Source organism: Streptomyces sp. NPDC127119, from assembly GCF_042677425.1.
Classification (GTDB): Bacteria; Actinomycetota; Actinomycetes; order Streptomycetales; family Streptomycetaceae; genus Streptomyces.
On sequence record NZ_JBHXTO010000152.1, the window covers coordinates 1 to 15,181 of the forward strand.

A 15,181-nucleotide genomic window follows, 5' to 3' on the forward strand; every position below is an offset into this window, starting at 1 on the left:
GTCCAGTACGAGGCCTTCCGCCCGGCACACCGAGAGCACGCACCAGACGCCGCCCGGCCCGCCCTCCGGGCGGACGTCGGGAATTTGACGACAGGACCTAGCACCCGACGTCCGGGCCCGGCAGCCCGCCCCAGGCACCTCCCTGTGCGAACAGGTGGTCCCTCCAGGGGAGTTGCGGGTACAAGCAGCGGTACGAGGCGGCCACGGCGGGTGGCCGTCGCGCCCTGTGAGGAGGCGGCCGTGGCCTCACCCATGTCCGCGGGCAGCTTTCTGAGCCGGCTCAAGGCCGAGGAGATCACTGTCGTCGAGGTCGGCGACTGGGAGCATCACAACCGCAACCACAAGGGGCCGTGGGGCCCGGTCCACGGCGTGATGATCCACCACACGGTGACGTCCGGCAGTCAGCGCACGGTCGAGATCTGTCGTGACGGTTACAGCGGGTTGCCGGGCCCGTTGTGTCACGGCGTCATCACCAAGGACGGCCGCGTCCACCTCGTCGGTTACGGCCGTTCCAATCACGCGGGCCTCGGTGACGACGACGTCCTGCGGGCGGTCATCGCGGAGACGGCCCTGCCGTCGGACAACGAGGCGAACACCGACGGCAACCGCCACTTCTACGGCTTCGAGTGCGAGAACCTCGGCGACGGCGAGGATCCCTGGCCCGCGGCCCAGCTGGACGCCATCGCGCGGGCCGCGGCGGCGGTGTGCCGCCACCACGGCTGGACGGAGCGCTCGGTGATCGGTCACCTGGAATGGCAGCCGGGCAAGATCGACCCCCGCGGCTTCACCATGGCCGCCATGCGGGCCCGCGTCCGCGGCCTCCTGCAGTGACGGCCGGGCTCCCCTTACGGGGCCGGACCTGACCGGTGCGGTGTCGGCGCAGCCCGCGTGTCGCTCGGACGCGTGTCCGACAATGGGGGTGTGACCGGCCCCGACACCCCTGAAGCAGTCGATCCCGACCTCGATCTCGGCGTCCTGCGGCCACGGCTGCCGTCGCCGCTCCTGGAGGCCGTGGACGAGCGCTTCGCGCGCCACGGGGTGCGGCTGCTGCTCAAGCGGGACGATCTGATCCACCCGGAGCTGATCGGCAACAAATGGCGCAAGCTGGCCCCGAACCTGCGGGCGGCGGCCGGCCGCACGGTGCTCACCTTCGGCGGCGCGTACTCGAACCATCTGCGGGCCACCGCGGCGGCCGGGCGCCTCCTGGGACTGCCCACCGTCGGTGTGGTCCGCGGCCAGGAGCTCGCCGACCGTCCGCTGAACCCGTCCCTCGCCCGGTGCGCGGCCGACGGCATGCGACTCCACTTCGTCGACAGATCGACGTACCGACGCAAGGGCGAGCCGGCAACCCTGGCCGCGCTCCTGCGCTCGACCGCCTGCGAGGACGCGTACGTGGTCCCGGAGGGCGGCAGCAACGCCCTCGCCGTGCGTGGCTGCACGGCGCTGGGCGAGGAGCTGGGCGAGCACGCCGACGTCGTCGCGCTGGCCTGCGGCACGGGCGGCACCCTGGCGGGGCTGGCCGGGGGCCTGCCGCCCGGCAGGCGTGCGCTGGGCATTCCGGTCCTGAAGGGCGGCTTCCTCGGCGCCGGCATACGTGCCCTCCAGGAGGAGGCGTTCGGCGGCCCGCGCGGCGACTGGTCCCTCGACGACCGCTTCCACTTCGGCGGCTACGCCCGTACGACTCCCGGACTCGACGCGTTCGCGGACGACTTCGAGCAGCGCCACGGCCTGCCCGTCGAACGTCTCTATGTCGCCAAGTCGCTGTACGGACTCGTGACCCTCGCGGCGGAGGGCGCGTTCCCGCGCGGGACGACGGTCGCGGCCGTGATCACGGGCAGGCCGGACGACCCCTCCTAGGTGCCCTCGCGGAACGCTGCGGCCTCCTCCAGGTCCAGGCGGCGCAGCAGGGTGCGCAGCATCTCGTCGTCGATGAAACGGCCGTCCCGCAGCTTCACGAAGACCGCGCGCTCGGCGCCGATCATCTCCCGGGACAGCCGCCGGTACGTGTCGTCCGCGGTCTCGCCGGTGACGCTGTTGACCTGGCCGAGGCGTTCCCAGACGGCGTTGCGGCGGCGCTCCAGGACCGTGCGCAGCCGGTCCGCCAGGGGTGGTGGAAGGGTGTTGCGCTCGTCGGAGAGGAGTTCCTCCAGGCGCCGCTCGGCGGCCCGGGAGGCCTGCGCCTGGGCGTTCGCCTCGGCGAGGGTCTCGGCCTGCTGGTCCCGCCCGGGGAGTTTCAGCAGGCGGATGAGCGGCGGCAGCGACAGTCCCTGCACGACGAGCGTCCCGATCACCGTCGTGAAGGTCAGGAAGAGGATCATGTTGCGGCCGGGGAAGTCCTCGCCGCCGTCCGCGGTGAGCGGGATCGAGAAGGCGATGGCGAGGGAGACCACGCCTCTCATGCCGGCCCAGCTGATGACGAAGGACCCCTTCCAGGTGGGGTTCTCCTCGCGTTTCCTGATCCGCGCGGACAGCAGGCGCGGCAGGTAGGTCGCGGGGTACACCCAGGCGAAGCGGGTGGCGACGACGATCACGAAGAGGGCCACCGCGTACCAGGCCGCGCTCGCTCCCTCGTACTCGCCGAGGCCCTTGAGGATCACCGGGAGCTGCAGGCCGATGAGGGCGAAGACCGCCGACTCCAGGATGAACGCGACCATCTTCCAGACGGCCTCCTCCTGGAGCCTGGTCGCGAAGTCGACCTCCCAGTTGCGGTGGCCCAGGTAGAGCGCGACGACGACCACGGCGAGCACTCCGGAGGCGTGCACCTGCTCGGCGACCGCGTAGGCGAAGAAGGGCGTCAGCAGCGACAGGGAGTTCTGCAGCAGGGCCTCCTTCAGGTGCGTGCGCATCCAGTGGATCGGCATCATCAGGACGAGTCCGACGCCGATGCCGCCGAGCGCCGCGAGCAGGAACTCGCCGATGCCGCCCGCCCAGGTCGCGCCCTCGCCGACGGCGGCGGCCAGCGCCACCTTGTAGGCGGTGATCGCGGTCGCGTCGTTCACCAGCGACTCGCCCTGGAGGATCGTGGTGACCCGCGACGGCAGCCCGACCCGGCGCGCCACCGCGGTGGCGGCGACCGCGTCCGGCGGCGCCACGACCGCGCCGAGCACCAGCGCCGCGGTGAGCGACAGGTCCGGCACGATCACGTACGCGGCCCAGCCGACGGCGAACGTCGCGAACAGCACGTACCCGACCGACAGCAGGGCGACCGGGCGGATCTGCGCCCGGAGATCGAGGTACGAGCTGTCCGTGGCGGCCGTGTAGAGCAGCGGGGGCAGCAGCAGCGGCAGGACCACATGGGGGTCGAGGGTGTAGTCGGGCACCCCGGGCACGTACGAGACGATCAGGCCCGCCGCCACGAGGAGCAGGGGCGCGGGCACCGGAGTACGGCGCGCGGCGCCCGCCACCGCGGCGCTGCCCGCGATCAGCAGGAGCAGGGGCATCACATGCATCGGTATCGGCCCGCTTTCATTTGCGCGCGGATTCCCGCACACCCGACGTAATCTGGCAATCATGAAACAGTGCACGCACGCCGACGCGCTGCCGCAGCCGGAACCCGCACCGCTGAGCGACACCTGCCTCGAATGCCTGGCGGTGGGTTCGCACCCGGTGCAGCTACGACTGTGCCTGGACTGCGGTCACGTGGGCTGCTGCGACTCGTCGCCGCTGCGGCACGCCACAGAGCATTTCAAGGAGACGGGGCATCCGATCATGCGGACCTTCGAACCCGGTGAGAACTGGCGCTGGTGCTTCGTCGACCACGTGCTGGTGTGACGTGGGTTCCGGACGGTTCGATGCTCTGACGTCTGGGTACGTCAATCCGGCGCGCCCTCTTCCCAATTGGGCCCGCAGACCCCTAGCCACTGTGCGTATACATAGGTTTACTATGAGTGACAGCAAGGGGTTGGGGTCCCGGGGACAGGAAACCTGAGAGCGCGATAGCGTCACCGCTGAAACACGTAGCGCGTTACCCCGGGGGGCGACCCTCGGCCCCCGAAAGAGCTTGTACCACCTTGGAGGTGAGGGTGTCCCAGATCGCAGGCGAGCCCGCGACCCAGGACTTCGTGGAAGTCCGGCTGCCGGCTGCGGGTGCCTACCTGTCGGTGCTGCGTACGGCCACGGCCGGCCTCGCGGCGCGCTTGGACTTCACCCTCGACGAGATCGAGGATTTGCGTATCGCCGTGGACGAGGCGTGCGCGATCCTTCTGCAACAGGCGGTGCCGGGCTCCGTGCTCAGCTGTGTCTTCCGCCTGATCGACGACTCGCTTGAGGTGACTGTCTCGGCCCCGACCACCGACGGCCACGCCCCCGCGCGGGACACCTTTGCCTGGACCGTGCTGTCGGCCCTCGCAGGCAAGGTCTCCTCCTCGGTGGCCGACGACAAAACCGTTTCGATCAGCCTCTACAAACAGCGCGGCGCGGGACCCGGGCCGGCGTGAGGAACGGGGACGGGCCGGTGCGGGACGAAGAGCGCGGCACACGGGAACTTTCCGCCACGGGCGAAGGCGGCCCGGGCGGGCCCCGGCGTCTGGCGGAAGGCGTCGACGGCATCCCCGAGCAGCAGGCCCGGCCGCACCCGGAGGACGGCAGTTCCCCGGTGGCCGGGACGGCTCGGGGAGAGCCGATCGACCAGGACGAGCGCGAGGCGCTTTCCGGCAGTGACGGGCGACAGGATCCAGACGTTGCCGCGCAGTGGGGGTCCCCCCGGACGGAGTCTGGGGGGACGTCCTTGGAAGGGCGGCGGCGGGTGACGGGCGGGATCATGAGCGAGCAGCACGAACACGAGCGAAACGCCGACAACGGCGCGTCGGGATCACACCACGACCCCCACAACCGTGCCGGTGCGCGGGCCAAGTTCATCGAGCTGCGCGAACTGGACAGCACGGGCGCGGAGTACGCGGAACTGCGCAATCAGCTGGTCCGGATGCATCTGCCGCTCGTGGAGCACCTCGCGCGCCGCTTCCGCAACCGCGGTGAGCCGCTGGACGACCTCACCCAGGTCGCGACCATCGGCCTGATCAAGTCGGTCGACCGGTTCGACCCGGAGCGCGGTGTCGAGTTCTCGACGTACGCGACTCCCACGGTCGTCGGCGAGATCAAGCGGCACTTCAGGGACAAGGGCTGGGCGGTACGGGTTCCGCGCCGGCTGCAGGAGCTGCGGCTGGCGCTGACCACGGCGACCGCGGAGCTCTCGCAGCAGCACGGCCGCTCCCCCACCGTGCACGAGCTGGCCGAGAAACTGGGCATCTCGGAGGAGGAGGTCCTGGAGGGCCTGGAGTCGGCCAACGCGTACTCCACGCTGTCCCTGGACGTCCCCGACACGGACGACGAGTCCCCGGCCGTCGCGGACACGCTCGGCTCCGAGGACGAGGCCCTGGAGGGCGTCGAGTACCGGGAGTCCCTCAAGCCGCTCCTGGAGGACCTGCCCCCGCGCGAGAAGCGCATTCTCCTGCTGCGCTTCTTCGCGAACATGACCCAGTCGCAGATCGCCCAGGAGGTCGGCATCTCGCAGATGCACGTCTCCCGGCTGCTGGCCCGGACGCTGGCCCAGCTCCGCGAGAAGCTGCTGGTGGAGGAGTAGGCGGCACGTCACGGCTCGCGCCCCGGCAGGGGCGCGGCGGACCACCGGCGAGAACTACTCCCGTGCCGCGCCGGGCCCGGTGATCCCCAGGGCCCGCGTCGCCTCGGGGTTCAGGATCAGTACGAGCGTCGCGACCGCCACCACCGCCAGGGCGATCCCTCCGGGGATGGCGAGACTGTCGGCCCGGAGCAGGTTGTACGCGACGGGCAGCGCCATGATCTGCGTGATGATTGTGGGCCCCCGGCTCCAGCTGCGGCGCAGCAGCAGTCCCCGCGCGGCCAGCAGAGGCAGCAGGGCGAGCGCGATCAGCGTCACACCCCCGGTGACCGCCTGGCTCCGGTCGTCCGGATGGCCGGTGAGGCCCATCACCAGCAGGTAGACGCCCCCGGCGACGAGGGCGACCCCCTCCAGCGCGACGAGCGCGGCCGCCGTGGTCAGCCGCACGGGGCGGGGTTCGGCGCCGACGTCTTCCGGGGTGGGATTCTGCTCAGGACTCACCCCTGAAGGGTAGCCCTCGCCCCCTGGCCGCCCACGGCCGCCGTGCACCCGCGGACGTCCAGGGGCGTGTCCAGCAGGACACCCGGCGAGCCGTCCCGCTCTCACCTGATCCTCACCTCGGTATGGGACGAGTACCGCGCGGTAGGTACGCTGCATCGCATGCGTGCACTTCTTGTGGTCAATCCGGCAGCTACCACCACCAGCGCACGCACGCGTGACGTTCTGATCCACGCGCTGGCGAGCGAGATGAAACTCGAAGCGGTCACCACCGAGTACCGCGGCCATGCGAGAGACCTCGGCAGGCAGGCCGCGGAGAGCAAGGACATAGAACTGGTCGTGGCCCTCGGCGGCGACGGCACGGTCAACGAGGTCGTGAACGGTCTGCTGCACAACGGCCCCGACCCCGACCGGCTGCCCGGCCTCGCCGTCGTCCCCGGCGGCTCCACCAATGTCTTCGCCCGCGCCCTGGGCCTGCCCAACGACGCCGTCGAGGCGACGGGTGCCCTGCTGGACGCCCTGCGCGAGGGCCGGGAGCGCACGGTGGGCCTCGGCCTCGCCGCGGGCACACCGGGCAGCGACGACGAGGGCGTCCCCTCCCGCTGGTTCACCTTCAACGCGGGGCTCGGCTTCGACGCCGGCGTGGTCGGCCGGGTCGAACAGCACCGGGAACGCGGCAAACGCTCCACGCACTCGCTCTATCTGCGTCAGGCGATGCGCCAGTTCTTCGGGGAGACCCATCGGCGCCGCGGCACGATCACGCTGGAACGGCCGGGTTCCGACCCCGTGACCGATCTGGTGCTGTCGATAGTCTGCAACACCTCCCCGTGGACGTATCTGGGCAATCGCCCGGTGTACGCGTCACCTAAGGCCTCGTTCGATACCGGGCTCGACGTACTGGGTCTCAGCCGGATGTCGACGACCGCGGTTGCCCGGTATGGCACCCAGTTGCTCACTTCGTCCCCCGCCCGCGGACCCCATGGCAAGCACGCGGTGTCCCTGCACGATCTGACCGACTTCACCTTGCATTCGAAGGTCCCACTCCCCCTCCAGATGGACGGCGACCACCTCGGACTGCGTACGAGCGTCGCGTTCACAGGCGTTCGCCGTGCACTGCGTGTGATTGTGTGAGCGGAACGGGCTAAAGTCCTTCCACTCGAACGTTTAGGCCAGGATCCACCCCATGGAAGTACGGCTGTGACCTAGTCGACACCGAGGAATCAAAAAAAACTTTCCGGTAGGGGTTGTATCCGCCGCTGAGGTTTGCGAGTCTCTACGTGGCGCTCGGGACGGGCCGCAACATCGCCCCCACAGAGCGCCGGAACCCCTCCTCACTTCAAAGGACCACACCAGTCCGTCTGGTAGTCGGCCCTTCACTTGTTGAGGGATTCGTGAAAGCGTTCACATTCACAAGCAACGTGCATGTAATACCAAGGAGAGGTAGCAGCCATGGACTGGCGTCACAACGCCGTTTGCCGCGAGGAAGACCCCGAGCTCTTCTTCCCCATCGGCAACACCGGTCCTGCGCTGCTGCAGATCGAGGAAGCCAAGGCCGTTTGCCGTCGTTGCCCCGTCATGGAGCAGTGTCTGCAGTGGGCGCTTGAGTCCGGCCAGGACTCCGGCGTCTGGGGTGGTCTCAGCGAGGACGAGCGCCGCGCAATGAAGCGCCGCGCCGCCCGCAACCGGGCCCGTCAGGCTTCCGCCTGACAACCCACCCCGCAACAGCCTGAGCTTGGCGGCGCGTACAGCGTGTACGCATCTCCCGCCCCCGAGCCGCAGCGCGCAGTACCCCCGATGCGCAACCGAATGACACTTTGAGCCCCGGACCACGCAGTGGTCCGGGGCTCATTGCTGTGCCACCGCGGTGCTCGTCGCCGCGTTCCCTGCGGTGGAGATTACGCAGCGTGTTCGTGAAGTAGTGGTGCGGAAGGTACGGGAGTTGCGTGAGGGGCCGTTGGGGGCTCGGAGCCGCCTGGCATATCCAGGCGGCTCATACGCCTTTGGCTACTTCGGGGTCCGCACCGGGATGTCCAGGACGACCTGGGTGCCGCGCTCGGGGGCCGGGACCATGTCGAAGGTGCCGCCCAACTCGCCTTCGACCAGCGTCCGTACGATCTGCAGGCCGAGGTTGCCGGAGCGGTGCGGGTCGAAGCCCTCGGGCAGGCCCACCCCGTCGTCCTGGACCGTGACCAGCAGGCGGTTCTCCTTCGACGTGCCGCCGCGGACCGCGGACACCTCGACCGTGCCCCGCTCACCCTCGCGGAAGCCGTGCTCCAGGGCGTTCTGCAGGATCTCGGTGAGGACCATGGAGAGCGGGGTCGCGACCTCGGCGTCGAGTATGCCGAAGCGGCCCGAGCGCCGGCCGACGACCTTGCCCGGCGAGATCTCGGCGACCATGGCGAGCACCCGGTCGGCGATCTCGTCGAACTCCACGCGCTCGTCCAGATTCTGGGACAGCGTCTCGTGCACGATGGCGATGGAGCCGACCCGGCGCACCGCCTCTTCGAGGGCTTCGCGGCCCCGGTCGGACTCGATACGGCGGGCCTGGAGGCGCAGCAGGGCCGCGACCGTCTGGAGGTTGTTCTTCACCCGGTGGTGGATCTCCCGGATGGTCGCGTCCTTGGTGATCAACTCACGCTCGCGGCGACGCAGTTCGGTCACATCGCGCAGCAGGACCAGCGAACCGACGCGCGTGCCCTTGGGTTTCAGCGGGATCGCGCGCAGCTGGATCACGCCGTCGTTGCTCTCGATCTCGAACTCGCGGGGCGCCCAGCCGCTGGCGACCTTCTCCAGCGCCTCGTCCACGGGCCCCCGGGACGGAGCGAGTTCGGCGGTGGTCTGGCCGAGGTGATGGCCGACCAGGTCGGCGGCGAGGCCGAGCCGGTGGTACGCCGACAGCGCGTTCGGCGACGCGTACTGGACGACGCCGTCCGCGTCCACCCGGATCAGGCCGTCGCCCACGCGCGGCGAGGCGTCCATGTCGACCTGCTGGTTGGGGAACGGGAAGGAGCCCGCCGCGATCATCTGGGCGAGGTCGGACGCGCTCTGCAGATAGGTGAGTTCGAGCCGGGAGGGCGTGCGGACCGTGAGCAGGTTGGTGTTGCGGGCGATGACGCCGAGGACGCGGCCCTCTCGTCGTACGGGGATGGACTCCACCCGTACGGGGACCTCCTCGCGCCACTCCGGGTCGCCCTCGCGCACGATCCGGCCCTCGTCCAGGGCCGCGTCCAGCATGGGGCGCCGGCCGCGCGGGACGAGGTGGCCGACCATGTCGTCCTGGTACGAGGTGGGGCCGGTGTTGGGCCTCATCTGGGCGACCGAGACATAGCGGGTGCCGTCGCGGGTGGGGACCCACAGGACGAGGTCGGCGAAGGAGAGGTCGGAGAGCAGCTGCCACTCCGAGACCAGCAGATGCAGCCACTCGAGGTCGGAGTCACCGAGCGCGGTGTGCTGGCGTACGAGGTCGTTCATGGAGGGCACATGTGCGAGCGTACCCGTCAGGTACGACAAGACCCGAAATCAGCCACCCGCAAGGCCCCCGGAGACACCCGCGGGCCGCGGCGCCTGAGAGGGACCCTCAACCCTCCCGGCACCGCAGCCCGGAGCAACATCGGCCACGGGGTGTGCGGTCCCGATCGGCCGAGGACGAGGACCCGGTGCAGTCAGGGCAGAGAGCGCCGGCTCCTCGATCCGCCTTCCTGTGCGGGGAAGGCGGAGGCTTGGTCATTCAGCTGCGCATGTGGGCTTTGCCTATGATTCTGGACTAGACCACTACGGCTGTCCATGCGTTGTCGGATGTTTGTTGTTGTCCATTAATCCAACAACTCGCGTCCTCCTTGCACCACGCAGCCTAACCCCGGGCGGTTCACGGGCGGGGCCAGATGCGCATGGCGAGTTGCGCCACTGCCTCCAATTGCCGCCGGGTGGCTCCGTCGCGGGCCTGCTGGGACATTCCCTGGATCATGGCGCCGGTGTGCCGGGCCGGCGCCGCCGTGTCCGTGTCCCCGGACAGTTCGCCCGCGGCGACCGCGGCCTCCAGGCGGCTGCCGACGGTGCGCCGCGGCGCGGGCCGTCGGCTCTCCGCTAGGGCCTGGGCGGCGAACGATCCGTACCGCGTGCCGTGCGCGTCCACGACCTCCGCGAAGAGGGAGCGCTTGTCGCCGAAGGCCGCGTAGAGGCTGGGGGCGCCGATGCCCACGACCTCGGTCAGGCCGGAGACGGAGGTCGCCTCGTAACCGTGTTCCCAGAAGGCCAGGATCGCCTTTCCAGTGCGGCGTCCCGGTCGAAGGAGCGGGGGCGGCCACGGCGCCTGTTCACCATGGGGTGGATTTTATGGCGGGGGCCAGAGAAATGATCTCCCCCCGTTCGGACCCCGTCGGGATTTCCGGCGGGATTTCCCCTGGGATACGGCCGTCCGCGAAGACGCGACTGGAGAGGAGTGCTCTGCTAGATTGGTCTATACCACATATGCAGGTGAGTTCCCCCTTCAGAACGGCAGGCCCAGCGTGGAAGTTGTCATCGTTTCGGACGCCAAGGCAGGTGGCGAGCTCATTGCCGGAGCCATGGCGGAGCTGCTCCGGCACAAGCCCGACGCCCTGATCGGGGTGGCCACCGGTTCCACTCCGCTGCCCATCTACCAGGCGCTGTCGGCGACGGTGAGCGCCGGCGGCGTGGACGTCTCGCGCGCGCGGGTCGCACAGCTCGACGAGTACGTGGGGCTGCCGGCCGAGCACCCCGAGTCGTACCGGTCGGTGCTGCGGCGCGAGGTGCTGGAGCCGTTGGGGCTCGACCTGGAGGCGTTCATGGGGCCCGACGGGACCGCGGAGGACGTACGGGCGGCGTGCGAGGCGTACGACCGGGCGCTCGCCGAGGCGGGCGGGGTCGACCTCCAACTGCTCGGGATCGGGACCGACGGGCACATCGGGTTCAACGAACCGTGCTCCTCGCTGGCCTCCCGTACGCGGATCAAGACGCTGACCGAGCAGACGCGGGTCGACAACGCGCGGTTCTTCGAGGGCGACATCGAGCAGGTGCCGCATCACGTGATCACGCAGGGGATCGGGACGATCCTGGAGGCGCGGCATCTGGTGCTGCTGGCCACGGGTGAGGGCAAGGCCGATGCGGTGGCGGCGACCGTGGAGGGGCCGGTGGCCGCGGTGTGTCCGGCCTCGGCGCTCCAACTGCATCCGCATGCGACGGTTGTGGTGGATGAGGCTGCCGCGTCCAAGCTGAAGTTGGCGGAGTACTTCCGGCACACCTACTCCAACAAGCCGGCTTGGCAGGGTATTTAGCCCCCCCCCTGGGCTCGGGGAGTGTGCGGCCGGCCACGACGCTCCTGTGGCCGGACGACGCACCTGCGGTAGCCGGGTGGCATGCGAAGGGTCCGGGTTCCCCCGTGGTGAACCCGGACCCTTACTTGTGCCCTGCGGGCGGCGGTGGTGCGTTGTCGGGTGCGGGTTCGTTGTGGCTGGCCGCGCCGTTCCCCGCGCCCCTTAAAAGCCTCGCCGGCCGCGGTGCTTTGTCAGGTGCGGGAGCGTCGTGGCCGGCCGCGCCGTTCCCCGCGCCCCTCAAAAGCGTTGTGGCTGGGCGTGGCGTTCCCCCGCGCGCCCCTGAAAGCGGCGGTCGGGGCTCAGGGGGTTGTGAGGGATTCTGCTGCTGCCGTGCCGCATACTCGGGCCGCGCCGTGTGTGGCGATGTGGAGGGAGCCTTGGGGTGGGGTCTGGGGGACGCCCATCTCGATGACGATCGTGTCCGGGCGGGACGCGATCAGGGTGTCCAGGGCCTCGGCCATCCAGGCGTGGCGGTGGGCGTCGCGGACCACGGCGACCACACGGCGCGTACCGGCGGCGGCGAGTACCTCCGCCCCGGCCCCCTCCCCCGTGAAGCTGCCGGTCTCCGTGCCCGGCAGCAGGCGCCGCAGTTCGGCGGCGACGCCCCAGGGGGTCTCGTCCCCGACGGCGATGTTGGCGACGGGGGTGAGGGCGGCGACGTACGGGGCCTCGGTGAGGGGCGTGTAGTGCGTGCCGCGGGTGACGGTCAGCGCGCGGCGGGCCGCCACCAGGCCGATCTCCGCACCGTCCGTGACGGCTGCCGGTACCGACGGCCTGGCCGAGGTGGTCCAGGAGGCCAGTGCGCGGACCCGGGCCGCCGCGTCCGCCAGGCGTTCCTCGGGGAGTTCGCCCGAGCGGACGGCCGTGACCAGCGCGTCCCGCAGTCGCAGGACCGTCGCCTCGTCGGCGAGTCCCCCGCCCACGCAGATCGCGTCAGCGCCGGCGGCGATCGCGAGGACGCTGCCCCGCTCGATGCCGTAGGTCGCGGAGATGGCCTGCATCTCCATGCCGTCGGTGACGATCAGCCCGTCGAAGCCGAGTTCCTCGCGCAGCAGTCCGGTGAGGACACGGCGGGAGAGGGTCGCGGGGTGGGCCGGGTCGAGGGCCGGTACCAGGATATGCGCGCTCATCACGGCCCGGGAGCCGGCGGCGATCGCCGCGCGGAAGGGGGCCAGCTCACGGGCGTGGAGCACCGACAGGTCGGCGTCGATGCGCGGCAGCGCGTGGTGGGAGTCGACCGCCGTGTCGCCGTGGCCGGGGAAGTGCTTGGTGCAGGCGGCGACGCCGGCGGACTGCAGCCCGGAGACGTACGCGGCGGTGTGCCGGGCCACCAGCGCGGTGTCGGCGCCGAAGGACCGTACGCCGATGACGGGGTTGCGGGGGTTGGAGTTGATGTCCGCGGAGGGGGCCCAGTTGAGGTTGACCCCGCAGTCGGCCAGCCGGCGGCCCAGTTCGCGGGCGACGGCCTCGGTCAGCGCCACGTCGTCGACCGCGCCGAGCGCGTGGTTGCCGGGGAACGACGATCCCGTACGCACCTCGAGGCGCGTGACGTCACCGCCTTCCTCGTCGATGGCGACCAGGACGTCGTCGCGTTCCGCGCGCAGTTGGGCGGTGAGGGCGGCGAGCTGGCCGGGGGAGGCGATGTTGCGGCCGAAGAGGCCGACGGAGGTGAGGCCCTCGCCGAGCCGCCGGAGCAGCCAGGAGGGTGCGGAGGTCCCGGTGAAGCCGGGCTGCAGGACGGCGAGGGCGTCGCGGGTCAGCGTGTCCGTGCCGGAGGCAATGGTGGTCATCGGGTGGCGTTATCCCTTCACGGCGCCGGAGGTGAGTCCGCTGACGGCCTTGCGCTGGAGGTAGACGAACAGGACCAGGATCGGGATGGCGAAGAGCGATGCCGCGGCCATGGTGGCCCCCCAGTCGTCGCCGAACGTCGTCTCGAAGCTGGAGAGCCACAGCGGGAGCGTCTGCTTCTCGGCGTCCTTGTTGAGGATCAGGACCAGCGGGAACTCGTTCCACGCCGTGATGAAACCGAAGAGCGAGGTCGCCATGAGACCCGGGGCGAGCAGCGGGAAGATGACCTTCACGAAGGCCTGCCGGCGGGTGCAGCCGTCCACCATGGCCGACTCCTCCAGCTCCTTCGGCACGGCGGCGACGTAGCCCCGCAGTGTCAGGATCGTGAAGGGCAGCACCATGATCATGTAGAAGGCCGTGAGCGGTATGAGGCTGTTCAGGAGGTCCGCGTCGCGCACGATCATGTAGATCGCGATGACCATGACCTCCCAGGGGGCCATCTGCGCGATCATGAAGGTCAGCAGGAAGCCGCGGCGGCCCTTGAAGCGCATCCGGGCCAGCGCGAAGGACGCGAGCAGCCCGATGACGAGGGAGAAGACCACCGCGAGGACGGTCACCGTCAGGGAGTTTCCGACCAGCGTCCAGAAGTGGTCGGCGTCGAGCGCCTTCTGGAAGTGGTCGAACGTGATGTCCGTCGGTACGAAGACCGGGGTGTCCGCGATGATGTCGCCGGTCGGCTTCAGTGCCGTCGCGAACATCCAGTAGACGGGGAACGTGAAGACCACGAAGAGGACGAGGGCCGTCGCGTTGGGCCACAGCCGGGCCATCAGGGAGCGCTTCACAGCTCGTCCTCCTCTTGCTTGAGAACGGTACGCAGGTAGTAGGCCGTCAGGGCGAGCAGGATGAGGATCGTCAGGAACGAGATCGCCGCTCCCATCCCGTAGTGCTGGTTGCCGGGCCCTTCGACGAACGCGTAGATCGGCAGGGTCTCGGTGAGCCGGTCCGGGCCGCCCTTGTTCATGGCGAAGATCTGCGGGAACGCCTTGAAGATCCAGATGACTTCGAGGAAGGTCGTCGCCCACAGGAACGGCCGGATGAACGGGAAGGTCACGGAGGTGAAGCTCTTCCAGGTGCCGGCCCCGTCGATGGAGGCGGCCTCGTACAGCTCTTTGGGGATGGTGGTCGTGGCGGCGTACAGGTTGATCGCCACGAACGGGATCGACTGCCAGACGATCAGCAGGGTGATCACGGAGAAGGTGGAGAGCTGCGTGCCGAACCAGTTGTAGTCGGCCATCGACGTCCAGCCCGCCTTGGCGAGCAGCCAGTTGACGACGCCGAAGCGCTGGGCGAACAGCCACTGGTAGACCGTGGTCGCGGCGATCACCGGCATCGCCCAGGCCAGCACCACACCGAGCAGCAGGACCAGCCGCATGCGCTTGCCCAGCCGGGCGAGGAGCAGGCCGACGAGCGTGCCGAGCACCATGGTGAGGACGACGTTCACGGCGGTGAAGACGACCGTGCGCTGGACGACCTTCCAGAAGTCCGCGCTGCTCAGGACGTCCGTGTAGTTGTCGAACCCTCTCCACTCGGTGAGGTGGAGGATCAGCTGGCGCGGATTGAGGTTCTGGAACGACAGCATGCCGTTCTTGATCAGCGGCCAGCCCAGCAGGATCACCGTGGCGAGCAGCGCGGGCAGCAGGAGCACGTACGGGGCGGACACGCCACCGCGGCTTCCGGCCGGGCGCCCGCCCTTGCCCTTGCGTGTGCCTGTGTCGTCGGGCGGGGGTACGTCGGTCTTACGGACACCGGGCGCGGCGGCCGTGCCTGTGTCCGTGCGGTCGGTCTGCACTGACATGCTCGCCATCTCTTCCACCATCGGGGTTCGCAGTTGAATGCGCCGGCGGGGGGGGGGCGGGGGGGGCGGGGTCCCGCCCGCCGGGGGTCTAGAAGGGAGCGCGGGCGGCGGGGGTTATTTCGACCCGGTCGGGGT

14 protein-coding genes and 1 pseudogene are annotated in these 15,181 nt (G+C 70.0%); 8 read left to right on the forward strand and 7 right to left on the reverse strand.

The genetic code is table 11. From position 1 onward, the window contains the following. Positions 1-240: 240 nt before the first annotated feature. Together ACFVH5_RS37635 and ACFVH5_RS37640 are read left to right on the forward strand one after the other, a co-directional pair. Positions 241-831 carry an N-acetylmuramoyl-L-alanine amidase gene (locus ACFVH5_RS37635; RefSeq protein ID WP_385838194.1) on the forward strand — a complete coding sequence of 197 codons (591 nt, stop codon included), beginning with the start codon at positions 241-243 and terminating at the stop codon, positions 829-831. 90 nt (positions 832-921) lie between these two features. Continuing rightward, the gene (locus ACFVH5_RS37640; RefSeq protein WP_385838196.1) at positions 922-1,857 is read left to right on the forward strand and encodes a 1-aminocyclopropane-1-carboxylate deaminase/D-cysteine desulfhydrase; all 936 of its coding nucleotides are present in this window, start codon (positions 922-924) and stop codon (positions 1,855-1,857) included. Here the strand turns inward: ACFVH5_RS37640 and ACFVH5_RS37645 are convergent. Then, on the reverse strand, positions 1,854-3,449 hold the full coding sequence (locus tag ACFVH5_RS37645; protein WP_384803409.1) for a Na+/H+ antiporter: 1,596 nt from the start codon (positions 3,447-3,449) through the stop codon (positions 1,854-1,856). The two genes, ACFVH5_RS37640 and ACFVH5_RS37645, sit on opposite strands and share 4 nt — an antisense overlap. Before the next feature lie 61 nt (positions 3,450-3,510). Here ACFVH5_RS37645 and ACFVH5_RS37650 point away from each other — a divergent pair, with 61 nt between their 5' ends. From ACFVH5_RS37650 to ACFVH5_RS37660, 3 genes are all read left to right on the forward strand, one after another. Further along, positions 3,511-3,771, forward strand: coding sequence for a UBP-type zinc finger domain-containing protein (locus ACFVH5_RS37650; protein ID WP_384803412.1), 261 nt, complete (start codon positions 3,511-3,513; stop codon positions 3,769-3,771). Between the two features lie 251 nt (positions 3,772-4,022). Then, positions 4,023-4,436, forward strand: a complete 414-nt coding sequence (locus tag ACFVH5_RS37655) for an anti-sigma regulatory factor (protein WP_055512819.1) — start codon at positions 4,023-4,025, stop codon at positions 4,434-4,436. Further along, positions 4,433-5,578, forward strand: coding sequence for an RNA polymerase sigma factor SigF (locus ACFVH5_RS37660; RefSeq protein WP_384803415.1), 1,146 nt, complete (start codon positions 4,433-4,435; stop codon positions 5,576-5,578). Before ACFVH5_RS37655 ends, ACFVH5_RS37660 begins: the two co-directional genes overlap by 4 nt. Before the next feature lie 54 nt (positions 5,579-5,632). Here ACFVH5_RS37660 and ACFVH5_RS37665 read toward each other — a convergent pair whose 3' ends face one another. Continuing rightward, positions 5,633-6,076, reverse strand: coding sequence for a hypothetical protein (locus ACFVH5_RS37665; protein ID WP_384803418.1), 444 nt, complete (start codon positions 6,074-6,076; stop codon positions 5,633-5,635). Positions 6,077-6,235: 159 nt separating this feature from the next. Between ACFVH5_RS37665 and ACFVH5_RS37670 the strand changes: the two genes are divergently transcribed. Together ACFVH5_RS37670 and ACFVH5_RS37675 are read left to right on the forward strand one after the other, a co-directional pair. Next, on the forward strand, positions 6,236-7,204 hold the full coding sequence (locus ACFVH5_RS37670) for a diacylglycerol/lipid kinase family protein (RefSeq protein WP_384803421.1): 969 nt from the start codon (positions 6,236-6,238) through the stop codon (positions 7,202-7,204). A 318-nt stretch (positions 7,205-7,522) separates the two neighbouring features. Next, positions 7,523-7,780: a WhiB family transcriptional regulator gene (locus tag ACFVH5_RS37675; RefSeq protein WP_016639615.1), complete on the forward strand. Its 258-nt coding sequence runs from the start codon at positions 7,523-7,525 to the stop codon at positions 7,778-7,780. Positions 7,781-8,077: 297 nt separating this feature from the next. Here ACFVH5_RS37675 and ACFVH5_RS37680 read toward each other — a convergent pair whose 3' ends face one another. Both ACFVH5_RS37680 and ACFVH5_RS37685 read right to left on the reverse strand, forming a co-directional pair. Further along, a complete protein-coding gene (locus tag ACFVH5_RS37680) occupies positions 8,078-9,544 on the reverse strand; it encodes a sensor histidine kinase (RefSeq protein ID WP_384803478.1) in 1,467 nt (488 codons plus the stop codon). Positions 9,545-9,938: 394 nt separating this feature from the next. After that, positions 9,939-10,393 (reverse strand): annotated as a pseudogene (locus tag ACFVH5_RS37685) (TetR/AcrR family transcriptional regulator). Between the two features lie 185 nt (positions 10,394-10,578). Here ACFVH5_RS37685 and nagB point away from each other — a divergent pair. After that, positions 10,579-11,364 carry a glucosamine-6-phosphate deaminase gene (nagB, locus tag ACFVH5_RS37690; protein WP_385838197.1) on the forward strand — a complete coding sequence of 262 codons (786 nt, stop codon included), beginning with the start codon at positions 10,579-10,581 and terminating at the stop codon, positions 11,362-11,364. A 338-nt stretch (positions 11,365-11,702) separates the two neighbouring features. Here the strand turns inward: nagB and ACFVH5_RS37695 are convergent, their stop codons facing one another. Genes ACFVH5_RS37695 through ACFVH5_RS37705 form a run of 3 tightly spaced genes read right to left on the reverse strand, consistent with a single transcriptional unit; the run spans position 11,703 to position 15,046 of the window. Then, a complete protein-coding gene (locus tag ACFVH5_RS37695) occupies positions 11,703-13,193 on the reverse strand; it encodes a glycoside hydrolase family 3 protein (RefSeq protein WP_385838198.1) in 1,491 nt (496 codons plus the stop codon). 9 nt (positions 13,194-13,202) lie between these two features. Beyond that, complete coding sequence (locus tag ACFVH5_RS37700; protein ID WP_384803430.1) at positions 13,203-14,033, reverse strand: carbohydrate ABC transporter permease; 831 nt, start codon at positions 14,031-14,033, stop codon at positions 13,203-13,205. Further along, entirely contained in the window at positions 14,030-15,046 is a 1,017-nt protein-coding gene (locus tag ACFVH5_RS37705; protein WP_385838199.1) for a carbohydrate ABC transporter permease, read from the reverse strand. Before ACFVH5_RS37705 ends, ACFVH5_RS37700 begins: the two co-directional genes overlap by 4 nt. Between the last annotated feature and the right edge of the window lie 135 nt (positions 15,047-15,181).